The sequence below is a fragment of the Pseudomonas peli genome (genome assembly GCF_050563605.1).
Taxonomy (GTDB): Bacteria; Pseudomonadota; Gammaproteobacteria; order Pseudomonadales; family Pseudomonadaceae; genus Aquipseudomonas; species Aquipseudomonas peli_A.
The window spans coordinates 23,777-46,957 of the sequence record NZ_JBNXUH010000019.1; the positions used below are offsets into that span (position 1 = coordinate 23,777).

Annotated in this window: 24 protein-coding genes and 2 tRNA genes; 10 read left to right on the forward strand and 16 right to left on the reverse strand. The window is 60.1% G+C overall.

Annotated features, from left to right (window positions below; all coding sequences use genetic code 11):
* The first annotated feature begins 85 nt into the window (after nucleotides 1-85).
* On the forward strand, nucleotides 86-1,846 hold the full coding sequence (locus ACQ4LH_RS17900; protein ID WP_430698454.1) for a bifunctional diguanylate cyclase/phosphodiesterase: 1,761 nt from the start codon (nucleotides 86-88) through the stop codon (nucleotides 1,844-1,846).
* 15 nt (nucleotides 1,847-1,861) lie between these two features.
* On the opposite strand, the gene ACQ4LH_RS17905 is transcribed toward ACQ4LH_RS17900, so the two are convergent.
* From ACQ4LH_RS17905 to ACQ4LH_RS17915, 3 genes are read right to left on the reverse strand one after another with little or no spacing between them, the layout of a single operon-like run.
* Entirely contained in the window at nucleotides 1,862-2,332 is a 471-nt protein-coding gene (locus ACQ4LH_RS17905; protein ID WP_430698455.1) for a sel1 repeat family protein, read from the reverse strand.
* Nucleotides 2,332-2,697 carry a hypothetical protein gene (locus tag ACQ4LH_RS17910; protein WP_160015055.1) on the reverse strand — a complete coding sequence of 122 codons (366 nt, stop codon included), beginning with the start codon at nucleotides 2,695-2,697 and terminating at the stop codon, nucleotides 2,332-2,334. Before ACQ4LH_RS17910 ends, ACQ4LH_RS17905 begins: the two co-directional genes overlap by 1 nt.
* A complete protein-coding gene (locus ACQ4LH_RS17915; protein ID WP_430698456.1) occupies nucleotides 2,694-3,014 on the reverse strand; it encodes a helix-turn-helix domain-containing protein in 321 nt (106 codons plus the stop codon). The genes ACQ4LH_RS17910 and ACQ4LH_RS17915 overlap by 4 nt, the downstream gene beginning before the upstream one ends.
* A gap of 152 nt (nucleotides 3,015-3,166) precedes the next feature.
* Between ACQ4LH_RS17915 and ACQ4LH_RS17920 the strand changes: the two genes are divergently transcribed.
* Entirely contained in the window at nucleotides 3,167-3,871 is a 705-nt protein-coding gene (locus ACQ4LH_RS17920; protein ID WP_430698457.1) for a substrate-binding periplasmic protein, read from the forward strand.
* A gap of 11 nt (nucleotides 3,872-3,882) precedes the next feature.
* Here ACQ4LH_RS17920 and ACQ4LH_RS17925 read toward each other — a convergent pair whose 3' ends face one another.
* From ACQ4LH_RS17925 to ACQ4LH_RS17940, 4 genes are all read right to left on the reverse strand, one after another.
* Complete coding sequence (locus ACQ4LH_RS17925; RefSeq protein WP_430698458.1) at nucleotides 3,883-4,338, reverse strand: YkvA family protein; 456 nt, start codon at nucleotides 4,336-4,338, stop codon at nucleotides 3,883-3,885.
* A 370-nt stretch (nucleotides 4,339-4,708) separates the two neighbouring features.
* A complete protein-coding gene (locus ACQ4LH_RS17930; protein WP_430698460.1) occupies nucleotides 4,709-5,416 on the reverse strand; it encodes an FKBP-type peptidyl-prolyl cis-trans isomerase in 708 nt (235 codons plus the stop codon).
* A gap of 190 nt (nucleotides 5,417-5,606) precedes the next feature.
* A tRNA-Asp gene (locus tag ACQ4LH_RS17935) sits at nucleotides 5,607-5,683 on the reverse strand.
* Nucleotides 5,684-5,704: 21 nt separating this feature from the next.
* Nucleotides 5,705-5,780: transfer RNA gene (locus ACQ4LH_RS17940), tRNA-Val, on the reverse strand.
* A 266-nt stretch (nucleotides 5,781-6,046) separates the two neighbouring features.
* Between ACQ4LH_RS17940 and rdgC the strand changes: the two genes are divergently transcribed.
* Together rdgC and sugE are read left to right on the forward strand one after the other, a co-directional pair.
* On the forward strand, nucleotides 6,047-6,967 hold the full coding sequence (rdgC, locus tag ACQ4LH_RS17945; protein ID WP_090252960.1) for a recombination-associated protein RdgC: 921 nt from the start codon (nucleotides 6,047-6,049) through the stop codon (nucleotides 6,965-6,967).
* 163 nt (nucleotides 6,968-7,130) lie between these two features.
* Entirely contained in the window at nucleotides 7,131-7,445 is a 315-nt protein-coding gene (sugE, locus tag ACQ4LH_RS17950; RefSeq protein WP_090387039.1) for a quaternary ammonium compound efflux SMR transporter SugE, read from the forward strand.
* A 57-nt stretch (nucleotides 7,446-7,502) separates the two neighbouring features.
* On the opposite strand, the gene ACQ4LH_RS17955 is transcribed toward sugE, so the two are convergent.
* The 3 genes from ACQ4LH_RS17955 to ACQ4LH_RS17965 all read right to left on the reverse strand — a co-directional run bounded on the left by ACQ4LH_RS17955 (nucleotide 7,503) and on the right by ACQ4LH_RS17965 (nucleotide 10,549).
* Nucleotides 7,503-9,377 (reverse strand): MFS transporter, encoded by a 1,875-nt coding sequence (locus tag ACQ4LH_RS17955; protein ID WP_430698461.1) that lies wholly within the window; start codon nucleotides 9,375-9,377, stop codon nucleotides 7,503-7,505.
* Nucleotides 9,378-9,506: 129 nt separating this feature from the next.
* Nucleotides 9,507-9,836 carry an AzlD domain-containing protein gene (locus ACQ4LH_RS17960; protein WP_160015060.1) on the reverse strand — a complete coding sequence of 110 codons (330 nt, stop codon included), beginning with the start codon at nucleotides 9,834-9,836 and terminating at the stop codon, nucleotides 9,507-9,509.
* The gene (locus ACQ4LH_RS17965; protein WP_430698462.1) at nucleotides 9,836-10,549 is read right to left on the reverse strand and encodes an AzlC family ABC transporter permease; all 714 of its coding nucleotides are present in this window, start codon (nucleotides 10,547-10,549) and stop codon (nucleotides 9,836-9,838) included. The genes ACQ4LH_RS17960 and ACQ4LH_RS17965 overlap by 1 nt, the downstream gene beginning before the upstream one ends.
* A 148-nt stretch (nucleotides 10,550-10,697) precedes the next feature.
* Between ACQ4LH_RS17965 and ACQ4LH_RS17970 the strand changes: the two genes are divergently transcribed.
* From ACQ4LH_RS17970 to ACQ4LH_RS17980, 3 genes are all read left to right on the forward strand, one after another.
* On the forward strand, nucleotides 10,698-11,957 hold the full coding sequence (locus ACQ4LH_RS17970; RefSeq protein WP_430698463.1) for an MgtC/SapB family protein: 1,260 nt from the start codon (nucleotides 10,698-10,700) through the stop codon (nucleotides 11,955-11,957).
* Nucleotides 11,958-12,259: 302 nt separating this feature from the next.
* Nucleotides 12,260-13,216 (forward strand): alpha/beta fold hydrolase, encoded by a 957-nt coding sequence (locus ACQ4LH_RS17975; RefSeq protein ID WP_430698464.1) that lies wholly within the window; start codon nucleotides 12,260-12,262, stop codon nucleotides 13,214-13,216.
* A gap of 14 nt (nucleotides 13,217-13,230) precedes the next feature.
* A complete protein-coding gene (locus ACQ4LH_RS17980; RefSeq protein WP_430698465.1) occupies nucleotides 13,231-14,121 on the forward strand; it encodes a metal-dependent hydrolase in 891 nt (296 codons plus the stop codon).
* A gap of 27 nt (nucleotides 14,122-14,148) precedes the next feature.
* Here ACQ4LH_RS17980 and rmuC read toward each other — a convergent pair whose 3' ends face one another.
* From rmuC to ACQ4LH_RS18000, 4 genes are all read right to left on the reverse strand, one after another.
* Entirely contained in the window at nucleotides 14,149-15,513 is a 1,365-nt protein-coding gene (gene rmuC, locus ACQ4LH_RS17985) for a DNA recombination protein RmuC (RefSeq protein WP_430698477.1), read from the reverse strand.
* Between the two features lie 177 nt (nucleotides 15,514-15,690).
* Nucleotides 15,691-16,095 (reverse strand): tetratricopeptide repeat protein, encoded by a 405-nt coding sequence (locus ACQ4LH_RS17990; RefSeq protein ID WP_160087476.1) that lies wholly within the window; start codon nucleotides 16,093-16,095, stop codon nucleotides 15,691-15,693.
* Nucleotides 16,096-16,477: 382 nt separating this feature from the next.
* Nucleotides 16,478-17,230 (reverse strand): RES family NAD+ phosphorylase, encoded by a 753-nt coding sequence (locus ACQ4LH_RS17995; protein ID WP_339524586.1) that lies wholly within the window; start codon nucleotides 17,228-17,230, stop codon nucleotides 16,478-16,480.
* A gap of 214 nt (nucleotides 17,231-17,444) precedes the next feature.
* Nucleotides 17,445-17,813 (reverse strand): antitoxin Xre/MbcA/ParS toxin-binding domain-containing protein, encoded by a 369-nt coding sequence (locus ACQ4LH_RS18000; RefSeq protein ID WP_430698466.1) that lies wholly within the window; start codon nucleotides 17,811-17,813, stop codon nucleotides 17,445-17,447.
* Between the two features lie 147 nt (nucleotides 17,814-17,960).
* Between ACQ4LH_RS18000 and ACQ4LH_RS18005 the strand changes: the two genes are divergently transcribed.
* The 3 genes from ACQ4LH_RS18005 to ACQ4LH_RS18015 are packed head-to-tail and all read left to right on the forward strand — an operon-like array spanning nucleotide 17,961 to nucleotide 21,112.
* Nucleotides 17,961-20,549 carry an intermembrane phospholipid transport protein YdbH family protein gene (locus ACQ4LH_RS18005; RefSeq protein WP_430698467.1) on the forward strand — a complete coding sequence of 863 codons (2,589 nt, stop codon included), beginning with the start codon at nucleotides 17,961-17,963 and terminating at the stop codon, nucleotides 20,547-20,549.
* A 15-nt stretch (nucleotides 20,550-20,564) separates the two neighbouring features.
* Nucleotides 20,565-20,756, forward strand: a complete 192-nt coding sequence (locus ACQ4LH_RS18010; RefSeq protein WP_090252927.1) for a YnbE family lipoprotein — start codon at nucleotides 20,565-20,567, stop codon at nucleotides 20,754-20,756.
* Nucleotides 20,757-20,767: 11 nt separating this feature from the next.
* A complete protein-coding gene (locus tag ACQ4LH_RS18015) occupies nucleotides 20,768-21,112 on the forward strand; it encodes a YdbL family protein (RefSeq protein WP_090252924.1) in 345 nt (114 codons plus the stop codon).
* A 190-nt stretch (nucleotides 21,113-21,302) separates the two neighbouring features.
* Here the strand turns inward: ACQ4LH_RS18015 and ACQ4LH_RS18020 are convergent, their stop codons facing one another.
* On the reverse strand, nucleotides 21,303-22,295 hold the full coding sequence (locus tag ACQ4LH_RS18020; RefSeq protein ID WP_430698468.1) for a sulfate/molybdate ABC transporter ATP-binding protein: 993 nt from the start codon (nucleotides 22,293-22,295) through the stop codon (nucleotides 21,303-21,305).
* A gap of 3 nt (nucleotides 22,296-22,298) precedes the next feature.
* A complete protein-coding gene (gene cysW / locus ACQ4LH_RS18025; protein ID WP_275963556.1) occupies nucleotides 22,299-23,171 on the reverse strand; it encodes a sulfate ABC transporter permease subunit CysW in 873 nt (290 codons plus the stop codon).
* Between the last annotated feature and the right edge of the window lie 10 nt (nucleotides 23,172-23,181).

Genomic DNA, 23,181 nt, shown 5'->3' on the forward strand with positions numbered 1-23,181 from the left:
CGTCATCAAAGGGTCATCAAACTGTCGTGAAATGCGGGGACTGGTAGCAATGCCAGTCCCCGTTTTTTATGCACAGAGAGCCGCCATGATCGTCACCGAGCAGTTCAGCGCGTTGGACACCATCCTCGCCAATGGCGACCTGCACAGCCTGTTTCAACCAATTTTCTCGCTCTCCGAGCGGCGCATTCTCGGTTACGAAGCCCTCAGCCGCGGCCCGTCCAACAGCGCCCTGCACTCGCCGATCAACCTGTTTGCCGTGGCGCGCAGCGCGGGCCGCCTGAGTGAGCTGGAGCTGCTCTGCCGCAAGAATGCCTGCCAGCGTTTCAGTCAGCTCAAGCTCGATGGCAAGCTGTTCCTCAACGTCTCGCCAGACTCACTGATGGAACCCAAACATCAACCGGGGCGCACCCTGCAGCTGCTACAAGCCCTAGGTATTCCACCAAGCCAGGTGGTGATCGAGCTGACCGAGCAATCGCCCACCGATGACTTCGCCCTGCTCGACACCGCCCTGCACCACTACCGCGCCATGGGCTTTTCCATCGCCCTGGATGACCTCGGTGCGGGCTATTCGAGCCTGCGCCTGTGGTCGGAACTGCGTCCGGATTACGTGAAGATCGACCGCCACTTTATCGACGGCATTCATCAGGACGCGGTCAAGCGCGAGTTCGTCGGCTCCATACTGAAAATGGCCAAAGCCTCCCGCGCCCAGGTGATCGCCGAAGGTATCGAACTGCCTGAAGAACTCGCTGTGCTCGCGGAAATGGGCGTCGACCTGATCCAGGGCTACCTGCTCTGCCGCCCGCAGGAGCAACCGCCGCGTGATGCCACCAATCTGCTGCCCAGCACCGCCTCCAGCAGCCCGTTGAGCGAGGACGTCAGCGACCTGCGCGGCCTGCTCAACCCGCAACGTGCAGTACCCCTGAGCACTCCAACCAGCGAAGTGCTGGAAATGTTCCGCGCCCAGGCCAACCTGAACTCGCTGGCGGTACTCAACGAGGCGCAGCAACCCGCAGGCATCGTCCATCGCCACTCGCTGGCCGAAGCCCTGCTCAAACCGTTTGCCAACGAGCTTTTCTCCCGCAAACCCATCAGCCGCCTGATGAGTGATGACTACCTGGCAGTGGAATCCAGTCAGTCGCTGCAACAGGTCAGCCGCCTGCTCACCAGCCGCGCCCGCCAGCGTATCGAAGAAGATTTCATCATCATTGAAGACGGCTGCTATATCGGGCTCGGCCGGGTAATCGACGTGCTCAAGCTAATCACCGAACTGAAGATCCAGCAGGCCCGCTACGCCAATCCGCTGACCCTGCTGCCAGGCAATGTGCCAATCCAGCAATGCCTGACTCGCCTGTTGCAGCAGGGCCGTGAAGCGGTGGTGTGTTATGTGGATATCGACAACTTTAAGCCGTTCAACGACATCTACGGCTACGCCAGAGGCGATGAAGTGCTGCTCAGCCTGGCGCAGTGCCTGAATGACCGGGTCGACCCAACGCGGGATTTTGTTGGCCATATCGGCGGCGATGACTTTCTGCTGGTGCTCGGTTCGCAGGACTGGCGCGCGCGGCTTAATCGCCTGCTGGAAGACTTCCAGAGCCAGTGTCGACGTTTCTACCGCGAAGAAGATCTACACGCGGGCTGCTTTGTAGCCCATGACCGCAACGGCAAACGTCAGGAATACGCACTGCTGTCGTTATCTTTGGGTGTGGTGCATGTGCATCCCGAGCAGTGCGCACAACTGGATGCTAGCCAACTGGCAGCCCTGGCCTCAGAGGCCAAACGCCACGCCAAGGCGGTGCCGGGTTACAGCCTGCATATCATCGACACCCAGGCTGATACGGCGGCCTGATCGCAAAAGCCTGAATCAGAGGCCACTCAGGCGATTGGACAGCGCAGAGAAGTGCTCGGCCTGCACCGCATCAGCGGCAACGCCCGCAGCGCCGCTGCGGTACAACTCAGCCAAGCGATAGGCCGCAGCCGGGTGGCCTGCCTGTGCGGCCAGCGTCCACCAATCGATGGCCTGCTGCGCATCTGCCGCATGCTGGGTATCGCCGGAAAGACTCAGAACACCGAGCTGGTAAGCGGCCTTGGCATCGCCGGCCTTGGCCGCTAAACCGAGCAAACGCCGACCTTCGTTGCGTGCCCCCAGACCCTGACCGCGAAACAGCAGGATATGCCCGTAGAAGCTTTGCGCCTGGGTATCACCCAGATTGGTCATGCGGGCGAACTGCCCTTCCAGCCAGCGCCAGGCACGTGGTTGCTTGACCAGCCATGCCCAGTGGAACAGGCGGCGCGCCAGCAGGTAGCCAATACGCGCACGAAGCGCGCCGAACATCAGGCGTCTTCCGGGTAGCTGAACTCAAACACGCGGGCCACTTCGGCGGCATGCCAGGACGCGGCGGCGATGCCGTCCGATGCACCGCTAAAGCGGCCCAATCGGCTGACGCACTCGAAGAAACCGGTACGCGGCAAACGGCTGGCACCCTGGCTGATTACAAGCGCACTGCGCAGCGGGCGCTCGGCACGCGCATCCAGCGCGGCCAGGTGCTCCAGCGCGGCGGCTAACGTCTGCATGGCAGGGCTAGGCAAGGCCAGACGCTCGATCAACGCGCGGTAGGTCAACAGATGACGTTGACGCTGGGCATCTTCAAGCTCACCGAGCAACGCCTGCCAATGTTGCCGACTGATGCTTACGCTCAAGGCTGCGCCTCCCAACCATCAACCCCAAGATGCCAGGCCAGTGCGCGCTGGATGGCGGCGTCCGGCTGGCGTTCGCCGCTCTCGATCATACCCAGATAATGCGGGCTGATGCCGACATTGCGCGCCAGCTGCTCGGCACTCATGCCTTTGGCCTCGCGCAGTGCCGCCAATTGGCTCAAGGCTGGCTTGCCGGCCTCAACCACCACGGCGGCAACCTCAGGCACACGCCCGGCTGCTTGCAGTAATGCCTGATACTGCGACCAGGGCAGCACCGCATACTCCGGCTGACCATCGCGCTCGATCACTTGCACATTCATCTGTAAATCTCCATGCAGAGCATTTCCATCACTCTCAGCAACTCCAGAACAGGCGGCCATCTTAACAGCCCGGCACGATAAAGAGCGTGATCTATACTGCCTCAAGGTTATCAAGCGGCAGTTGGGGGCAGGCTTTGCGCACACTGATAACAATGCTGTTAATTGGCTGCAGCGGCTGGGCCTGCGCAGATGAGTTGCGCTGGGGCTTCGCCACGGCTGACGGCATGCCCTATGTCGATGTGCACGAGCAGCAATTACGCGGTGGCGTTATCTACAAACTAGGCCAGCTGGCCAGCCAGCAACTGGGTTTTCAAGCTGAATTTGTCGAAACCCCGAACAAGCGCATCGATGAATTTATGCAGCGCGGCCGCATCCATGTGATCTGCAACAGCAACCCGCAATGGATCGACAAACCCGAGCGTTATCACTGGTCCGCCCCGCTCTACAGCGAAGAGGACGTGCTGCTACTGCACCGCCAGCATGCCCCGATCAACAGCCTGCACGAACTCCACGGCAAAACTCTCGGCACTCAACTGGGCTATGTCTACAAAAGCGAACTGATGGAAGCCTTCGCCAAGCGACAGATCATTCGTCAGGATCTGCGCGACCACAGCGCCGGGCTCAACCTGCTACGCAAACAGCGTCTGGATGCGATCATCGACATGCGCCGGCCACTGGACTTCCAACTGGCCAAGCGTGCGGATGCACCACTGCAGATCAATCCCTGGGTAATCGATCGCTACGACATGCACTGCACATTCAGCCCGCAACTGCCGGTGAGCGCCGAACTACTGGACAAAACGCTGCAGCAATTACGCGACCAGGGCCTGATCGAGCAGATGTTCAACGACATCTGAGACTGCCCGCGCTACTCCACGCGCCCCTGTAGTGGCGTAAGCGACTCATCCACATCGGGCAAACGTTCGACTGCCAGCAGCACCTCTGGAGCCTGATCCGCTCGCCACTGCTGAAACGCCGCAAGCTCTTCCTGCCAGGTACGTAACACCCAGGCCAGCACAGCCAGGTCATCGACCAGGCCGAATCCCAGTAACCAGTCAGGGATGGCATCCAGCGGCGTAACGAAGTACAGCAACGCCGCCACCACCGCCAGTAACGCCCGGGAATCGATTGCCCGATATTCACCACGCCACCAGGCCAGGCAAAGCGCCTGCAACTGCTTCAGCTGATCGGCCAATCCAGCAAAGCCATTGCCGAGTTTTTCACGCTTTCGAGCGACCGATAACAGCAACGTCGGTAACCGTCCGGCCTTGAGGAAACGCTTTGCCAAAAACTGGTAACGCGCGAAATTTTTCGGTGCTTTCATCGCCCTCTCCCGGCAACCCCGCGTGTCCGCTGGGCTGGCCATGGTTATCCACTAAAGCTGTGGATAACCTTGTGAACAGTTTCTCGATAACCCTGGCAAACGCCCAGCCCATGCGGCCTCGCCACAGATCGGACATTTTTTGCCCACACAGTAAAAAATCATATAAATCAATAAGTTAAAAATGGCAAAGGGTTTCTTCAAGAGAGTTACCATAACCCGTCACGGCCAATCTGGGAAATGTGCATAACCGTAACACCACACCGCCTACACACGTCCTTTAAGACCCTCCCGTCAAGCGAAAAGTGCAGATTGTGACCAGCAGAAACGACAACGCCCCGTCGAGACGGGGCGCTGCGGAAAACGCTAGAAATTACTCTTGAGTGGCTGCGTCTTTGATCGCAATCAGCTCCAGATCAAACACCAGCACCGAATTGGCTGGAATCGCCGGAGTCGGGCTCTGCTCGCCGTACGCCAGCTCGCTTGGGATGTAGAGTTTGTACTTCTCGCCAACGTGCATCAGCTGCAAACCTTCAACCCAACCTGGGATCACGCCGTTAACTGGCAGATCAATCGGGCTGCCACGCTCAACCGAGCTGTCGAACACGCTGCCATCGGTCAGCTTGCCTTCGTAATGAACAGTCACCACGTCGGTGGCTTTCGGCTGAGGGCCGTCGGCCTTCTTCACAACTTCGTACTGCAGGCCGGAAGCGGTGGTGGTCACGCCTTCACGCTTGGCGTTGTCTTCCAGGAACTTCTTGCCGGCTTTGGCCGACTCTTCATTCAGAGTAACCATGCGCTCTTCGGCACGTTTTTGCAGGAAGGCAAAGGCTTCGATCAGCTCTTCGTCTTTCAGGCGTTGTTCTTTCTTGCCAATGGCGTCTTCGATGCCTTGTGCAACGGCGTTGGAATCCAGGTCATCCATGCCTTCCTGAGCCAGGCTTTTGCCCATGTTCAGGCCGATACCATAGGACGCTTTCTGTGCTGGGGTTTCCAGGGTGATTTCGCTGGTTTGCGAATCGCAACCTGCGAGAACCAAACCTACCAGGGCGACCGCCGCTGCTAAACGATGCTGTTTCATGCTTGTTCCTTGTCCGGTGCGCCCTAGGGCTAATGGTGTGAAAGCGCGAGCTTAGCAGGCTGCCGCGATCACTGGCTACCGTGTTAGGAGACAGAAAATGCGTATAAGTTCAGATGTTTAGCTGATAATTCAGAAAGGGTTTTGCGAGGCGTTGCGATATGTCACAGAGGGGATGAAGCGAGGAGAAAAATGGCGCAGCGGACGGGACTCGAACCCGCGACCCCCGGCGTGACAGGCCGGTATTCTAACCGACTGAACTACCGCTGCGCGTAACTTCAAAAAGCGAGTTGGTGGGTGATGACGGGATCGAACCGCCGACCCTCTGCTTGTAAGGCAGATGCTCTCCCAGCTGAGCTAATCACCCTTCACTCTCGAAGTGGGGCGCATTCTAGAGAGCCATCGACACCTTGGCAAGCACTGTTTTTAAAATTTTTTATTGATGCAGCAAAGGCTTAGCGCAGACTTGGCCTCAGGCACCGCTCGGGGGAATAATGCGCCCCGAATGCAACGCACAGGTTGCCCAACGGGTCATACCGCTTCGACCAACCTGAAACAGCACCCACATAGGGTACTGACGACTTGTGATACCTGCCGCTGCCGGCGGGTCTGTTAATGGAGATACACCCTCTTATGTGGTTCCGTAACCTGCTGGTTTATCGCCTCACCCAGGACATCCCGTTTGATGCCGAGGCGCTCGAAACGGCCCTCTCAGCCAAACCGGCCCGCTCGTGCGCCAGTCAGGAACTCAGCACCTACGGTTTTATCGCGCCCTTCGGCAAAGGTGGCGATGCACCGCTGGTACACGTCAGTGGTGATTTCCTGCTGATCGCCGCACGCAAGGAAGAACGCATCCTGCCGGGCAGCGTGGTGCGCGATGCGCTGAAGGACAAAGTCGACGAAATCGAAGCCGAGCAGATGCGCAAGGTCTACAAGAAGGAGCGCGACCAGCTCAAGGACGACATCGTGCAGACCTTCCTGCCACGCGCCTTTATCCGCAAATCCGCTACCTTCGCCGCCATCGCGCCAAAACAAGGGCTGATTCTGGTCGACTCAGCCAGCGCCAAGCGCGCCGAAGACCTGCTGTCGACCCTGCGCGAAGCCATCGGCTCGCTGCCGGTGCGCCCACTGACCGTGAAGATCGCGCCAAGCGCCACCCTCACCGATTGGGTCAAGGTGCAGCAAGCCGCGCCAGATTTCCACGTGCTGGACGAGTGCGAACTGCGTGACACCCATGAAGATGGCGGCGTGGTGCGCTGCAAGCGCCAGGACCTGACCAGCGACGAAATCCAGCTGCACATGAGCTCGGGCAAGCAGGTTACTCAGCTGTCCCTGGCCTGGCAGGACAAGCTGTCCTTCATGCTGGACGACAAGCTGGTGGTCAAGCGCCTGCGCTTTGAAGACCTGCTGCAGGATCAGGCCGAACAGGACGGCGGCGACGACGACCTCGGCCAGCAGGACGCCAGCTTCACCCTGATGATGCTGACCCTGGTGGACTTCCTCCCTGCGCTGTTCGAAGCCCTGGGCGGCGAAGAGATTCCGCAGGGGATCTAAGCCGCTGCACGGCCGTAGAGGAACCAGAGAAACAGACCACTGGTCCTCTGCGGCTTGCCCTACCCCTGCCAATGTGCAAAATACTGCACAGCGTGAGGACGACCTCACCACTCTGCGAGTGATCACCACGGGACGGCCCCTCTATTTGTTTTTGGAGGTTTGTATGTCCTGGTTCATTCTGCTGCTGGCCGGCCTGTTCGAAGTAGGCTGGGCTGTTGGCCTGAAATACACCGACGGCTTTACCCGTCCTCTCCCCACTCTCCTGACTGTTGCGGCGATCATCGTCAGCCTGGCATTGCTTGGCCTGGCCATGAAGGAATTGCCCCTGGGCACCGCCTATGCAATCTGGACCGGTGTCGGCGCAGTGGGTACGGTGATTGCCGGGATCATGCTGTTTGGCGAGGCCGTGACGCTGCTGCGTATCGCCAGCGTGGCGCTGATCGTCTGCGGCCTGATCGGGCTAAAACTCAGCCACTAAGCCGCTCAAGCTGCACAAAAAAGCCCGCCAATTGGCGGGCTTTTTCATCTCTGCGGTTTAACGCCGCTCACCCCGCAACTCAGCCACCTGGGCCTGCAGCAACTCGCGCTTGACCAACTCGGGCGCTACCGGCGTACCGGCCACCAGGGTGATGCGCGACCACAGGCGCTTGAACAAGCCCTTGTGCGGATCACGACTGAAAAAGCTGCCCCACAAGCCCTGCAACGCCATGGGAATCACCGGCACCGGGTTGGCTTCGACGATGCGCTCGATGCCATTCTTGAACTCATTCAGCTCGCCATCGGTGGTCAACTTGCCCTCAGGGAAGATGCACACCACTTCACCATTGCGCAGGTATTCGGCGATTTTCTTGAACGCGGCGTCGTAGATCAGCAGGTCTTCGTTGCGCCCGGCAATCGGCACGGTGCCGGCGGTAAGGAAGATGAAGTTGAGCACCGGCAGGTTGTAAATCTTGTAGTACATGACAAAACGCACCGGCCGGCGCACTGCGCCACCGATCAACAGCGCATCGACAAACGACACGTGGTTGCACACCAGCACCGCCGCGCCTTCATCAGGAATCGTCTCCAACCCCTTGTGCTCAACCCGGTACATCGAGTGGCTGAGCAGCCAGATCATAAAGCGCATGCTGAATTCGGGGACGATCTTGAAGATGTAACTGTTGACCGCGATGTTCATCAGCGAAATGGTCAGGAACAGCTGCGGAATCGACAGTTCAGCAACGCTGAGAAACAGGATCGAGACGATCGCTGAGAGCACCATAAACAGCGCATTGAGGATGTTGTTGGCCGCGATCACCCGCGCCCGCTCATGCTCCACCGTGCGCGACTGAATCAGCGCATACAGCGGCACGATATAGAAGCCGCCGAACAGGCCGATGCCGAGAATCGAGCCGAGAATCCACCAGGCCTGGCCATAGCTCAGCACCGCCAGCCAGTCATGCGCCACCGCTGCTTCGGGGAAGCCACCGGAGAACCACCAGAGCAGAATGCCGAACAGGGTCAGGCCGATCGAGCCGAACGGTACCAGGCCGATTTCCACCTTGTGACCACTCATACGCTCGCAGAGCATCGAGCCCAGCGCGATACCCACCGAGAACACGGTGAGAATCAACGTGACCACGCTTTCATCGCCGTACAGCCACTCTTTGGCATAGGCCGGAATCTGCGTCAGGTACACCGCGCCGAGAAACCAGAACCAGGAGTTGCCCACCAGCGAGCGCGACACGGCCGGACGCTGGCCCAGGCCGAGTTTCATGATCAGCCAGGACTGACGCAGGATGTTCCAATCCAGCTTGAGCTGCGGCATCGCCGCTGATGCCGCAGGAATGCCGCGACTGGCCAGGTAGCCAAACACCGCCACCAACACCACGCAGGCCGCGACGATATGCGCATAACCGCTGCTGGCCATGATGATGCCCGCGCCAATGGTGCCGGCAAGAATGGCCAGGAAGGTGCCCATTTCCACCAGTGCGTTGCCGCCCACCAGCTCTTGCTCTTCAAGGTGCTGCGGCAGGATCGAATACTTCACAGGACCGAACAGCGCCGACTGCGTGCCCATGGCAAACAGCACGGCGAGCATCATTGGCAGATTGCCGAGCAGCACACCGACTGCTCCCAGCAGCATGATCACGATCTCGGCGAACTTGATCTTGCGGATCAGCGAGTCCTTGGCGAACTTCTCGCCAAACTGGCCGCCGAGGGCCGAGAACAGGAAGAACGGCAGAATAAAAAGCAGCGCGCAGAGGTTGACCAGCAAAGCCTTGTCGGCACCGGAGCTGATCTTGAACAGAATGGCGAGAATCAGTGATTGCTTGAAGATGTTGTCGTTGAAAGCACCCAGCAGCTGGGTAAGGAAAAACGGCAAAAAGCGCTTTTTACCCAGCAATGCGAATTGTGATTGTTCGGTCATCGTCCGTGTACCTGTCTGCAGTGGCCAAGCGGGTTGTCAGGCATTTGACTGCAAGAACACCTCACAAAGCCACAGCGAAACCTGCCTTTTGCTGCATTTTCTACAAATGCAGGGGGCAAATGACCCTGCTTACAGGGGCAACTGACCCAATAGCCAACGCACTATAAAGAACACCAGCAAGCCGCCACCGATGGTGGCCAGCAGGTGCCGGGTCAGCGCGGCGATGGCAATAGTCGCCAGCCCGGCCAACAGGTAGGCATTGTCCAGACTGAACGCCCAGTGCTGGCCATCGGGAATCAGCATGCCCGGCAGCACGATGGCGCTCAGCACGGCGGTCGGCACGTAATGCAGCCCCTGACGCACCAGCGGCGGGAAACGCAGATCGGGAAAGGCAAACAGGCTGTAGCGAATCGCAAAGGTGATCAGCGCCATACCGAGAATCAGCAGCCAGATAGCCATCACGCGCCCTCCCCGACAGCCAACGGTGTTTTGCAGCGCTCCAGCCATACGCCGACCGTAATACCGCTGAGTGCGGCCGCCATCAGCCCCAGCTTGTACGGCCAGGCGTGGCACAGCAGCGCCACTGCGCCGGCCACCAGAGCGGCAGCAATCTGCGGCTGATTGCGCAGCGCCGGCACCACAATGCCGATAAAGGTCGCCAGCATGGCGAAGTCCAGCCCCCAGCCCGCCAGGTTCGGCACGCTCTGACCAAACAACGCGCCCACCAATGAGCTGGACACCCAGGACAGGTACAGCGCCAACGCCACACCGGCGTGATACCACTGGCCGTGCTCGGTCATGCCACGGGCCAGGTAACGGCGCTGCACCACAGCAAAGGTCTCATCGGTCAGGCCGAACGCCAATGGCACCCGCCAGCGCTGCGACAGCCTGCCGACATAGGGTTGCAGCGCCGCGCTGTAGAGCACATGGCGCAAATTGACCACCAGCGTGGTCAGCAAGATCACCACTGCGCCGCTACCAAGCGTCAGCAAGCTGATGGCAATAAACTGCGCCGAGCCGGCATACACCAGTAGAGACATGCCTACCGCCTGCCCCAGGCTCAGCCCAGCCAGGCTAGCCAGCGCGCCATAGATCAGACCAAACGGCAGAATCCCGACAATCATCGGAATGCTGTCGCGACACCCATAGAGAAACTGCTGCAAACGGCTCATGCGCCCTCCTTTGCTGCATAGCCTGGCGCATCCCGATCGCGACGTCTTGAACAATCTTGCGCAGCAATAACGCCGCTGGCTGACCTGCCGCAATACAGCACAACGCCTACTGGCTAGACTGCCAGCATTGCCCGCCCAGGATCTGCTCATGCCGGAAGCCCTCGACACCCTGCTGAACTTCGCCAGCGCCTTGGCCGCCGGCCTGTTGATTGGCGCCGAACGCGGCTGGCAGGGACGCAATACCGAGGACACTCAGCTGGTCGCGGGGATTCGCACCTTCGCCCTGAGCAGCCTGCTCGGCGCCTTTGCCATGTTGCTGGGTGAACACTTCGGCGTAGTGGCCTGGGCGGTGATCTTTACCGGTTTCGCCCTATTGGTGGTGGCCTCCTACTTTGGCGAACTGCAGCGCCTGGGCGATCTGGGCCTGACAAGCGAAGTGGCGCTGTTGATCACCTTTCTGCTCGGTAGCCTGGCCATGGCCGGTTATGCCGGGCTAGCGGCGGCCGGGGCAGTGGCGGTGGCACTGCTGCTAAGCCTCAAGCAATCCCTGCACGGCGCCCTGCAGCGGCTCAGCGAGGCGGAAGTGTCCGGCGCACTGAAGCTGCTGTTTATTTCCCTGGTGTTGCTGCCGGCGCTGCCCAATCAGGGTTACGGCCCGTGGCAAGCCTTCAACCCCTACGCCATCTGGTGGATGGTGGTGCTGATCGCCAGCATCGGCTTTGCCGCCTATGTGGCGATTCGTCTAGTGGGCACGCGCCATGGCCTGTTGATCACCGCGCTACTCGGCGGCGTGGTGTCGTCCACGGCGATGACCGTGACCCTGGCGCGCCTGGCTCAGGGGCGCAATCTGCAAGCAATCCTCGCCTGCGGCCTGCTTGCCACCTCGGCGCTGATGTTTCCACGCGTGCTGCTGGAAGTCGGCCTGGTCAACGCCAGCCTGTTGCCGCAGCTGGCCTGGCCGCTGGGCATCGCCACCCTGGTGTATGCCGGCGGTGCGCTGCTGTACTACCGCCGTGCCGGCACAGAGAGCGAAGAACAAGCCGAACCGCCGCTGAAAAACCCCTTCGAGCTGGGCCCGGCGCTGCGCTTTGCCGCGTTGCTGGCGCTGATTTTATTGATGGTCGAAGGCGCGCAACACTGGCTGGGCGATGTCGGCGTTTATCTGGTGGCGCTGCTCTCGGGGCTGGCCGATGTGGATGCCATCACCCTGTCGCTAGCCCGCAGCGCCAAGGGCGAATTGCATGCTCAGGTAGCGGTGCAGGGAATCTTTCTCGCAGCGCTAAGCAACAGCCTGGTCAAAGGCTTTCTGGTCGCGCTGATCGGTGGCCGCAAACTGGCGCTAATGACCCTGCCGGTGATGGCTGCCGGCTTGCTGGCCGGCGCGGCGGCATTACTGCTGCTCGCATAGCCGCCCCTGCAATCCCCCCAACCAAGGGCTGGACTTGCTTTACCAAGCGACTCAGCTGCCAACGCACAACCCGCGCACAGCCCTATTGCAGAGGGGCTCCAGCCTCCTCAGTAACACCGTAACAGGCCCTGCTATTAGCCCAAAAGTTGGCTAGGCAGATACCTACCGAGCGTCCAACACTGCCCGAGACATCCAATGATGTAACGGTCAGCCATGACAATCCGGAGACGCCGCATGCCCATCGACCTCGCCTTTATCACCCAGCGCTACTCACTAACGCTCGCTCTGCATCGGACATTCGTATGAACGCGCCAGCAGTGCTGCCATATAAAGAGCTGCAGGCCGAACAGCTGTGGGTTCAGGGCGATGGCGTGCAGCTGGCGGCCTATCGCTGGGGTAAGTCGAGCGGCCCAACTCTGCTGCTGGTGCACGGCTACCCGGACAACCACGAAATCTGGCTGCCACTGGTACGCGAATTGGCAGGTGATTACCAGATCATTGCCTACGACGTGCGTGGCTTTGGCGCCTCGGATATTCCACGCAAGCGCCTGGACTATCACCTGGAGAAACTGGCGAATGATCTGGAGGCGGTGATCAAGGCCCTCAGCCCCGACCAGCCGGTGCATCTGGTGGCCCATGACTGGGGTTCGATTCAGGCCTGGGAAGCAATCACCGAGCCGCGTATTCAGCCACTGCTGGCCTCCTACACCAGCATCTCCGGGCCTTGCCTGGACCATGTCGGCCACTGGATGCGCGACAAGCTCAAGCAGAAGACTCCGCGCGCGCTGCTGCAGGTGCTCGGCCAGTTGCTCAGCTCCTGGTATATCGCGATGTTCCACACCCCACTGCTGCCCGAACTGACCTGGCGCTTAGGTCTGGACCGCGCCTGGCCCCAGCTGCTGCACAAAGTCGAAGGGCTGCGCAATGTGCCGATTAGCAGCAGCCAGCGCTCCGATGGGGTACACGGGGTCAAGCTGTACCGCGCCAACTTTATCCGCAGCTTGTTCACGCCACGCCTGCGTCATACCCAGGTGCCGGTGCAGCTGATCGTGCCGACCCGCGACCGCTTCGTCCGACCGCAGCTGTTCGACCAACTACAGCACTGGGCACCCACGCTGCAACGGCGCGAGGCAAATGCCGGGCATTGGCAACTGCTGGCCGAACCGCAGCAGCTCGCAGCATGGCTACGTGAGTTCACCGCTCAGGTACAAAGCGGCGCAGGCAGCAACGCGCACGTCCACGTGAGTCTGGCGGGTTGATAAGGAGAGTCGAGATGAGCGAACAGCACCGCCTGGAACAACGCAAAGTACGCTTCGACTTTGCCAACACGCCGCTGCACTGGGTGCCGAACGAGCCGGAAGCCTCGCATATCATGAACAGCCTGCATCTGATCCTGCCGGCTGGAGAGTTCTGGTTCTGCCGGGTCTACAACAAGGCTCTGCCGCTGGTCACCGACCCGCAACTGCGCGAGGACGTACAGGGCTTCGTCAAACAGGAAGCGCAGCACGCCCGCGCCCACGACAGCGCGCTAACGCCCTACCTGCTGCGCCATGGCATCGATCCGACGCCGTTCACCGGACCGATCCACTGGCTGTTCGAGCGCGTGCTGTGCGACCACCCGCTGGGCGATAACGCCATCAGCCGTTTTCTGCAGCCCTGGTGGCTGCGTCAACGGGTCGGATTGATCGCCGCAGTGGAGCACTTCACCTGCGTGCTGGGCGACTGGATTATCACCACCCGCAGCCTCGACCATGCCGACCCGGTGATGCTTGACCTGCTGCGCTGGCACGGCGCCGAGGAAGTCGAACACCGCAGCGTGGCCCACGACCTGCACGTGCATATCGGCGGCAGCCTGCTGATGCGCTGGGTGTATATGCTGATTGCCACGCCAGCGCTGATCTTTCTGTTCAGCACCGGGATGAAAACCATGATGCGCCAGGACCCGGTCACCCGTTACCGCCCCGGTTTTCTGCGCCTGTGGTATCACCTGGGCAAGCGTGGCTTGCTGCCACGCATGGGCAGTATCGGCCGTTCGGTGTTGCGCTATTTCAACCCCAGCTATCACCCACGCACCGAAGGCGATATCCGCATAGCGTTGGACTACCTGGCCAACTCACCGGCGGCGCAACGCGCGGCAGCAGAAAAAGCCCAGGTCCCGGCCTGATAGCGCGTCAACCAACAGTAGCGCGCCCTACTCGGCCGTCTCATCATCCAGCACCATCACCCCAGCCGCCTGCTCGAGCAACTCGGCAGGCAGGCTCTTGCTGGCACGGGCGCCGAGCAGCTTGAGGTTTTCCACCCGGCTGATGATATTGCCGCGCCCCTCGCAGAGCTTGTTGCGCGCCCCGGCGTAGGCCTTATCCAGTTGCTGCAGGCGCGCGCCCATTTCATCCAGGTCCTGAATAAAGGCGACGAACTTGTCGTACAGCGCCCCAGCGCGCTCGGCAATCTCACGGGCGTTCTGGCTCTGCCGCTCCTGCCGCCACAGGCTGTCGATCACCCGCAAGGTAGCCAACAGCGTGGTCGGGCTGACGATCACGATATGTTGATCGAAGGCCTCCTGAAACAACCCGGGGTCGGCCTGCAGCGCCGCTGCAAAAGCCGCCTCGATTGGCACGAAGAGCAGGACGAAATCCAAGCTGTGCAGGCCTTCCAGACGCTGGTAGTCCTTTAGCGACAAGCCCTTCAAATGGCTGCGTAGCGACAGCACATGCTGTTTGAGCGACAGCTGCCGGCTGACGTCGTCTTCAGCGGCAATATATTGCTGGTAAGCGGTGAGGCTGACCTTGGCGTCCACCACCACCTGCTTGTCGCCGGGCAGCTGAATCAGCACATCCGGCTGGAAGCGTTCGCCATCGGCGCTTTTCAAGCTGACCTGGGTCTGGTACTCGCGGCCTTTCTCCAGGCCGGCGTGTTCCAGCACTCGCTCCAGCACCAATTCGCCCCAATTGCCCTGGGTTTTCTGGCCCTTGAGCGCACGGGTCAAGTTGGTCGCCTCATCGCCCAGACGCTGGTTAAGCTGTTGCAGGCGCTCCAGTTCCTTGCCCAGGGAAAAGCGCTCGCGAGCCTCCTGCTGATAGCTTTCTTCCACACGTTTTTCGAAAGACTGGATGCGCTCCTTGAGCGGGTCGAGCAGCTGGCCGAGCTGCTGCTGGCTGGTCTCGGCAAAACGCTGCTCGCGCTCATCGAAGATCTTCCCGGCCAGCTCGGCAAATTGCGCGCGCAACTCATCGCGCGAGCCCTGCAGGTCGCTCAGGCGCTGCTGGTGGCTATCTTGTTGTTCTTTAAGCTCGGCGCTGAGGGCAGCACGCTGGGCATCCAGGCGGCGGATTTCAGCTTCTTGCTGTTCGCGCTGGTTGCTCCAAGCCTGAGCGGCTTCGCGGGCGATCTGGCGTTCCTGTTGCAGCAAGTCGGCTTCACGACGCAGCGCCGCCAGTTCGGCCTGCTGATCAGCCTTGATCTCGCTGATCTCGACGAATTCCTCGCGACAGTCATCTAGCTGCGCCGTCAGGCCGGTCTGAGCCAGCTGCGCATTGTTCAGGCGCTCTTGCAGCAGGCTGAATTCCAGTTGCTGATTAGCCAAGCGGCGTTGCAGCGACCAGGCCATATATAGAAGAGGAAGTGCTGCGGCGGCAAAGCCGAGCAACGCAGGTGCCAACGCGGTGGACAGATCGATGGGCATAAGCAGCTCCGCAGAAAAGTACTGGTAGTATAACCAGTACTCCAGACTGCGTCAGAGCTGTTTAAGCAGTTGCTGCGCCTCTGGCGAACCCTGCCCCGCAGCCAGTTCCAGCCAATGGCGGGCCTGCTGCGGTTCATTGTTGCGCGGCTGGCTATACAGCTGGCCTAGTTCCAGCTGGGCGCCCATATCGCCGGCGCGGGCGGCCTGGCGTAGCAGCTCAAAACCCATGCGCCGATCACGCGGGTTGCCGCAATCACGACAAAGCATCTGCCCCAGTCGACTCTGCGCCTGCACTACACCCTGCAAAGCAGGCTGCTTAAGCAGATGACCAGCAAAGCGTTTGACGCTAGGGGCATGACCGAGGCGAGGACTGTCCAGTAGCCAGAGCGCCACACGGGTGGGCAGGCGAGGAACCGAGGTTGAAGCGATAGGTAGTCGAGTGATTGCGCGAGGCATAAAAAGCAGCGGTAGCCGGGAAGGCGCGCAACTCTACTCCTTTTTTCGCCAAGGTAAAGCCTTGCAAAAAAGTGCCAACCAGCGGTCTAGAGCAAGCGCTCGGGTTAATCCACAGAAGCTGTGGATAACTTCGTGGATAACATGGGAGCAAGCGCTCTCAGCGCCTATGGCGTGGGGCCCAAGGTCAAACTGGTGGTTTTTTCACCAGCGTAAAAAATCTATATATTTCATTGACTTATAAAATCAATAAAAAGAATCAAGGGTTTACGTCAAGCACTGCATCCTGCTTGACAAGGCGCATCGCAATTGTGCACAAGTTGCTGCGTCACGCCGTCGCACTGCCCTTTTTCAGGGCAAAAGCGCCTTGAAAAAGCCGCCCCGTCTAGGCCGGGCGCGGTAGGCGGCCATCCACCTGATAGGCATCCAAGCGAAAGACTCTAGGGGTATCCGGAACCTGGGCATTTTTGAAGGCGACATAGTCGTCGGTGGTTTCGCACAGCCAACTCAGTAGGTTGCGCGGGCGCTTTTCTGCCAAAGCGCCTGGGACGAATAGCGCAACGTTGTTGCCCTTCAGCGGGCAGCGCGCCGAACGGTATTCGAACGCCTCAACCCCTGCCCCGCGCATGGCTGCGCCTACAGCCTGACAAGGTTGATAAGCGCTGGCGTGACAGAGCTCGGCCTGGAAATCCGCAAACGGCGGATGCTGCAACTGAATACCGCGCTCGACCTGATAGCGCGCCTCGAAGGTGCAATGCTCGGAAAGGATGCGCCCGCTGGGGGGCGCGATGCTCATACCATCCCAGAGCAGAAAGCGGTAATACGCCGCCTCGGCCATGGCGGTGTCGATACGCAGCGCGCCATAGAACAGGCTCGGCTCATGCACCGAACCAAAGCGTGAGCCCCAGCGCAGCGGCGGATAACGGAACGGGGTTTTCAGCAGGTAATGCAGCGGCTCGGCGCTCTGCGGCAGCGGCGGCTTGCTGGTTTCCAGCAACTCCTCAAGCAGCGCCTGTTCGGCGAGGGTATCGACCAGTTGCAGCGTGGCGACCTGAGCCTGGCTCTCGACCAGACGCACCAGGCGTCCACGCAGCGGTTTGATCTGGGCCGGGCCTTGGCAGTGTTGCCAGATATCCATGGTGGCGTTGTCCTTAGCTTTTATTATTGTTGGGTACTGCGCTTGTAGCTTGATGTTTAGAAGCTGTTTTAAGACCTCGCGAGCTAGAGTCATGCAAGGCGCTACGTCAGTAACAGCCTCCGGCTGTTCAAAGCGGCGAGGAAGCGAACTGGGCTCGCATCCGAGCCTGTTTTTAACGCTGCGGGGCCGACGCGCAGCAGGTCATAAACAGCTTCTAGCCTTTGCCACGAATCGCATCGAGATATTCCACCACCCGCACCAACCCCTGCACCTGCATCATCAGGGATAAGGGCGGCGCATCCAGATGGCGGTTATCGGTGCGCAGAAAATGCTGCATATCCGCCAGGTTGCCGCCGAACAGGGCAAACAGTGAGCGGTAAACACGGACCAGCAGCAAGGCCAGCTCACCGGTCTTGCTGTGCACGCGCAGGCCACCATCAGCCCAGCGCGAGATCGCTGTACGGTGTACGCCAATGATGTCCGCCAGCTCCTGCTGGGTCAGGCCCAGCTGTTCACGGGTATTGAGCAGCGCTTTGGCCAGCACCGCATCGGCGTCGGCAACCGGTCGAATCAATGCGCTCATCACGGCCTCCTACTTCACAATGTCTGTTTACAGCAAAAATAACACCAAATGCTGCAATTACACAGAAGAGAATAACCTGTGATTGGCAGCCTGCCAGACATGGGTTAACGTCCTGCCACGCAACTCCCCCACTATGGATCCGTGCTTATGCCCAGCCGGCGCACCTGGCTGCGACTTATCAGTTGCCTGGTTTTACTGCTCGTACTGCTCGGCGCTTACGGCTACCTGAGCCTGAATCGTCTGCTCGAACGCGAGCAGATCGAAAACCTTGAATGGCGCGGCCTGGGCCTATCCACCCAGGGCATTCAGCTTGACCAGCTCAGCCTGCAGCACCCCAGCGGCGCAGTGCAGCTGCAACAGGTGCAATTGCACTGGCGCGGATTCAGCCTGGCGCTGCCCTTCTGGCAGCAGGTGCATATCACCAGCCTGCAACTGAATCTGCCCTCTCAAGCCGAGCCTGCAGCTGAAGACAGCACGGATTTTCAGGTGCTGCTGGAGCAGCTCGCCGCCGTTATCAGCCTATTGCCGCAACGCGTGCAGCTCGATGCGCTGCAGATTGAGCTGCCCTGCGCCGATACGCGCTGCCAGTTGCTGGGCGATCTGCTGCTACGCAAAGACGCCACACAGTTTGATGCTCAGCTCAATCTGCAACATCAGCAGGACCAGCTGAGCTGGCACGCACAATTGCAGGGCGACGCCACAACTGCAGTGCTGCAGCTGAGCCTGGCGATCAATCAGCAACCGCAACTGCAGCTCAGCAGCAGCCTGCAACAGAACGCCACTGGGCAACTCTGGCAAGGTGATTTCACCGGTGATCTACAGCAAAGCGCGGTGCTGCAAAGCTGGCTAAGCCAATGGCTGCCCAATGCAGCAAACACATTGCCTGAGGCTCCGACGGCAGCGCAGCTGAAGGCAAGCTGGCAACTGCAGCTTGCGCCAGGCCCCCTTAACCTGGCGCAGCTGCAGCTGGCCAGCGGCCAGTTGCAAGCCAGCGCCAACCTGCCAGAGCCCTGGCCCATTCCCGCTATCGGTCAGTTGCAGGGCAGCTTCGATCTGTCCGCCCAGGCGCTGGATGGGCAGTGGCTAGCCGATAGCCTGAACGCCGACCTCAACCTCAAGCAGATTGCCAATGACCTTATAAGTGGCGTACCAGCGGAACTGCATCCCGAAGCGCTGCAGCTAAAAATCCAGGCCACGCAAACGCCCGACAACCTGGCTCCACAACTAGTTGGTCGCGCCCTGCCCCTGCAACTGCTGTTAAAGGGTCAAGGCCGCAGCCAATTCGAGCTGCGGGGAACGCTGGCCCTGGCCAATGGCTTGCCCTGGGGCTTGCAACTGCTGAGCGGCAGCCTAAATGCATCCACCCCGGCATTTCAGCTGGAGGGCTGGAAGATCGGCGCACTGCAGACGCAGTTGCAACTCGACGCCTATCTGGACCCGCAGCAGTTGGATCTCGCCCTCGGCAAAGGCTCACAGCTCAGCCTTGAGCACCTGCGTAGTGCGGATATGCAGGCGCAGCAACTCAAGGCCAGTAGTAGCGGGCTGCAACTGCAGGCAAAACTGGCGGCAGGCGCACTGCTCGACTGGCAGCTAAAAGGCCCGCTCGACCTCAGTGCGCAGCTGCAGCATGGGCAATTGCAGCCCCAGCGCTGGTACTGGCAAGGCCCCTTGACTGCCAACCAACTGCAAGCGGAGCTGGACGGCACACTGCGCAACGATGCCGGGCTGCAACTCAAGCTGCAGGCGCAACACAGCAGCGCCAAGGGCCTAAGCCTGCAAGCACAACTGGCAGAGCTTTTTCTGCGCAGCGGCAACCCTTTAAAAGACAGCCTCACGGCCTGGCCAGCCCTGCTGGAGCTGAACAACGGTCGCCTGAATGCCAACGCCAGCCTGACTCTGGCCAGCGCTCAGCAACTGCCCACGGTCAAACTCGAACTTACCGGCAAGGGTCTGGGCGGGATTTATGACCGCACCGCATTGGAGGGGCTGGATAGCCGTATCAATGTGCGAGTCGACCCCAAACAGCTGCAGCTTGAGTTGAGCGAGCTGCGCCTGGCCCAGGCCAACCCCGGCATACCGCTAGGCCCGCTGCAGCTCAGCGGCAGTTACAGCGCCACCCTGCAAACACCGACCCAAGGCCAACTCCAGCTGCGCCAGGCCGAAGTAGCGCTGATGGGCGGCAAGCTGCAACTGGCGCCTGGACAATGGCGCCTGGCAGACGAGCCGCTGCTATTTCCCGTACAGGTGCAGGGCCTGGAACTTGAGCAGCTGTTTATCCTCTATCCCACAGAAGGTTTAGCCGGTACAGGCACCCTCGATGGCAACTTGCCGCTGCAGATCGGCAGCCAGGGCGTGACCATCGAACAAGGCCAACTCAACGCACGTGCACCGGGTGGCAAACTGCAGTTCCACTCCGAACGCATCCGCGCCCTCGGCCGCAGCAACCCAGCGATGCAGCTGGTGACCCAATCGCTAGAGGATTTTCGCTTTACGACTCTGAGCAGCCAGGTCAACTACGATCAGCAAGGCAAGTTGGCTCTGGCCATGCGCCTGGAGGGACAGAACCCGGCCATCGAACAAGGCCGACCGATCCACTTCAATATCAACCTGGAAGAAGACATTCCGACCCTGCTGGCCAGCCTGCAACTGACCGACAAAGTCAGCGATATCATCAAGCAGCGTGTGCAACAGCGTATGCTGGAACGCAATGCCAAAACGGCCCCGACAGAGCCATGACCAAGGAGAAGCGCCATGCGCTTGCGTAGTTGTTTCGCCGTCCTGCTACTAGGGCTGCTCAGTACGGCCTGCACCCCGACCGTACAGCTGGCGATGCCCAATGAGCCGATCAACATCAACCTCAATGTGAAGATCGAGCACGAAATCTATATCAAGGTGGATAAAGCCCTGGACAGCATGTTCAGCGAATCCAGCGGATTGTTCTAAGGAGCCCGAGCATGAACCTCTATAAACGCCTTGCCAGCCTGTTACTGCTGCTCAGCCTGAGCCTGCCGGCCGTAGCCCTGAACCTCAACGAAGCCATGTCCGCCTTGGGTGACGCCAAAGCCAGCGGCCAATTGGGCGAAATGCCCAATGGCTATCTGGGCGTGGTCAGTAACGGTGGCCAGGCCGCCGAAATCGCCCAGTTGATCAACCAGGCGCGGCGCACCGAATACCAGAAGCTGGCGGCGCAGAACGGCATCCAGCTCAGCGATGTGGAAGCGATTGCCGGGCAGAAAGCCATCGACAAGACCCCTGCCGGGCAATACATCCAGCTTGAAGGTAAGTGGCAGCGCAAATAACACGATCTGCTGCGCGTCGGCCCTGCTGCGTTAAAAACAGGCTCGGAATGCTCATGTACAAAAGTACACTCCGCTTCCTCGCCTCTTTTTGCCTTGCATGACTCTAGCTCGCAAGATCGTGAGCAGACTCTAACCGCCTAAAACCAACAAGGAGCGCATTGCACTCCTTGTTGGTTTTACACGCCAAAATTCAGCGCTGCTGAATCACCGGCTGCCCAGCTTTCGGTTTGAAATACAGCGTTTCACCGCGAGTGAGGTTGGCCAGGCTGAGGTGATCCTTGGCCACTTCGGCTTCGATCGGCTCGCTCTGCCCGGCGACTTTCAGGGTCACGCGGGTGATTGCGCCGAGCGGGCGGATGTCGCGTACTTCGCCAGCCTGGTGGCCTTCTTCGGCTTGGCGCGAAAGATGAATCTCGTGCGGACGGAACAGCACGTGGTGGTCATCGCCAACATACAAACGGTTGGCATCGCCGAGGAAGTGATAGACGAAATCACTGGCCGGATTTTCGTACACCTCACCTGGCGAGCCAATCTGCTCAACCACACCCTTGTTCATCACTACGATACGGTCAGCCACCTCCATGGCTTCTTCCTGGTCGTGGGTGACGAATACCGAGGTCAGGTGTACTTCTTCATGCAAGCGCGCCAGCCAGCGGCGCAGCTCCTTGCGCACCTTGGCATCCAGCGCGCCGAAAGGCTCATCAAGCAGCAGCACTTTCGGCTCCACCGCTAGGGCGCGGGCCAGGGCGATACGCTGACGCTGACCACCGGAAAGCTGCTCGGGATAACGATCCGCCAACCAGTCAAGCTGCACCAGATCGAGCAGGTCGTGGACCTTCTTCTTGATCACGTTTTCGTTCGGCCGCTCGCCTTTTGGCTTCATGCGCAGGCCGAAGGCGACGTTGTCGAACACCGTCATATGGCGGAACAACGCGTAATGCTGAAACACGAAGCCGACGTTACGGTCGCGCACATCGTGGTTGGACACATCTTCGCCGTGGAACTCGATGCTGCCACTGTCCGGGGTTTCCAGGCCGGCGATGATGCGCAGCAACGTGGTCTTGCCGCAGCCGGACGGGCCGAGCAAAGCGACCAGTTCGCCACTCTGGATATTCAGATTGATATCGTTCAGCGCTTTGAACGCATTGAAATTCTTGCTGACGTTAGAGATTGCAATCGACATGACTTATTCCTCGCCAGCACTGGCTTTCAGGCGGTTGATACGTGACTCGCTCCACTGCTTGAGCAGCAGGATAAACACCGCCAGCAACAGCAGCAGGCTGGCGACGCTGAAGGCGGCGACGTGGTTGTATTCGTTGTAGAGAATCTCGACATGCAGCGGCAGCGTATTGGTGTAACCACGGATATGCCCGGAGACCACCGACACCGCGCCGAACTCGCCCATGGCCCGCGCAGTACACAGCACCACGCCGTAGATCAGGCCCCATTTGATATTGGGCAGGGTCACGTGCCAGAACATCTGCCAGCCGTTGGCGCCTAGCAGGCGTGCGGCCTCCTCTTCCTGAGTGCCCTGCTCCTGCATCAGCGGGATCAGCTCGCGGGCAACAAAGGGCACGGTGACAAACACCGTGGCCAGGACGATGCCCGGCAAGGCGAAGATGATCTGGATATCGTGCTCACGCAGCCACGGGCCGAAGAAACCCTGGGCACCGAACAGCAGCACGTAGATCAAGCCGGCGATCACTGGCGACACCGAGAACGGCAGGTCGATCAGGGTGACCAGAATGCTCTTGCCGCGGAACTCGTACTTGCTTACGCACCAGGCTGCAGCAACGCCGAACACCAGGTTGAGCGGCACCGAAATGCCCACGGCGAGCAGCGTCAGTTTTAGCGCGGAGATGGCATCGGCCTCGAAGATCGCACCAAAGAAGGTGCCGAAGCCGTGTTTTAACGCCTCACTCAACACTATAAACAGCGGCAACACGAGGAACAGCACAAACACCAGCCAGGCGCTGATGATCAGCAGCCTGCGACCGAGCACATTGCCGCGCCGTGCGGCGTTGGCCGAGGCTGACGCGCTTAGGGTTACAGATGACATGGCGACCTCC

Coding starts and splice junctions, on each gene's coding strand:
- ACQ4LH_RS17900 (WP_430698454.1), top strand. CDS start 86: ATGATCGTCACCGAGCAGTTCAGCGCGTTGGACACCATCCTCGCCAAT.
- ACQ4LH_RS17905 (WP_430698455.1), bottom strand. CDS start 2,332: ATGTTCGGCGCGCTTCGTGCGCGTATTGGCTACCTGCTGGCGCGCCGC.
- ACQ4LH_RS17915 (WP_430698456.1), bottom strand. CDS start 3,014: ATGAATGTGCAAGTGATCGAGCGCGATGGTCAGCCGGAGTATGCGGTG.
- ACQ4LH_RS17920 (WP_430698457.1), top strand. CDS start 3,167: ATGCTGTTAATTGGCTGCAGCGGCTGGGCCTGCGCAGATGAGTTGCGC.
- ACQ4LH_RS17925 (WP_430698458.1), bottom strand. CDS start 4,338: ATGAAAGCACCGAAAAATTTCGCGCGTTACCAGTTTTTGGCAAAGCGT.
- ACQ4LH_RS17930 (WP_430698460.1), bottom strand. CDS start 5,416: ATGAAACAGCATCGTTTAGCAGCGGCGGTCGCCCTGGTAGGTTTGGTT.
- rdgC (WP_090252960.1), top strand. CDS start 6,047: ATGTGGTTCCGTAACCTGCTGGTTTATCGCCTCACCCAGGACATCCCG.
- sugE (WP_090387039.1), top strand. CDS start 7,131: ATGTCCTGGTTCATTCTGCTGCTGGCCGGCCTGTTCGAAGTAGGCTGG.
- ACQ4LH_RS17955 (WP_430698461.1), bottom strand. CDS start 9,377: ATGACCGAACAATCACAATTCGCATTGCTGGGTAAAAAGCGCTTTTTG.
- ACQ4LH_RS17960 (WP_160015060.1), bottom strand. CDS start 9,836: ATGGCTATCTGGCTGCTGATTCTCGGTATGGCGCTGATCACCTTTGCG.
- ACQ4LH_RS17965 (WP_430698462.1), bottom strand. CDS start 10,549: ATGAGCCGTTTGCAGCAGTTTCTCTATGGGTGTCGCGACAGCATTCCG.
- ACQ4LH_RS17970 (WP_430698463.1), top strand. CDS start 10,698: ATGCCGGAAGCCCTCGACACCCTGCTGAACTTCGCCAGCGCCTTGGCC.
- ACQ4LH_RS17975 (WP_430698464.1), top strand. CDS start 12,260: ATGAACGCGCCAGCAGTGCTGCCATATAAAGAGCTGCAGGCCGAACAG.
- ACQ4LH_RS17980 (WP_430698465.1), top strand. CDS start 13,231: ATGAGCGAACAGCACCGCCTGGAACAACGCAAAGTACGCTTCGACTTT.
- ACQ4LH_RS17990 (WP_160087476.1), bottom strand. CDS start 16,095: ATGCCTCGCGCAATCACTCGACTACCTATCGCTTCAACCTCGGTTCCT.
- ACQ4LH_RS17995 (WP_339524586.1), bottom strand. CDS start 17,230: ATGGATATCTGGCAACACTGCCAAGGCCCGGCCCAGATCAAACCGCTG.
- ACQ4LH_RS18000 (WP_430698466.1), bottom strand. CDS start 17,813: ATGAGCGCATTGATTCGACCGGTTGCCGACGCCGATGCGGTGCTGGCC.
- ACQ4LH_RS18005 (WP_430698467.1), top strand. CDS start 17,961: ATGCCCAGCCGGCGCACCTGGCTGCGACTTATCAGTTGCCTGGTTTTA.
- ACQ4LH_RS18010 (WP_090252927.1), top strand. CDS start 20,565: ATGCGCTTGCGTAGTTGTTTCGCCGTCCTGCTACTAGGGCTGCTCAGT.
- ACQ4LH_RS18015 (WP_090252924.1), top strand. CDS start 20,768: ATGAACCTCTATAAACGCCTTGCCAGCCTGTTACTGCTGCTCAGCCTG.
- ACQ4LH_RS18020 (WP_430698468.1), bottom strand. CDS start 22,295: ATGTCGATTGCAATCTCTAACGTCAGCAAGAATTTCAATGCGTTCAAA.
- cysW (WP_275963556.1), bottom strand. CDS start 23,171: ATGTCATCTGTAACCCTAAGCGCGTCAGCCTCGGCCAACGCCGCACGG.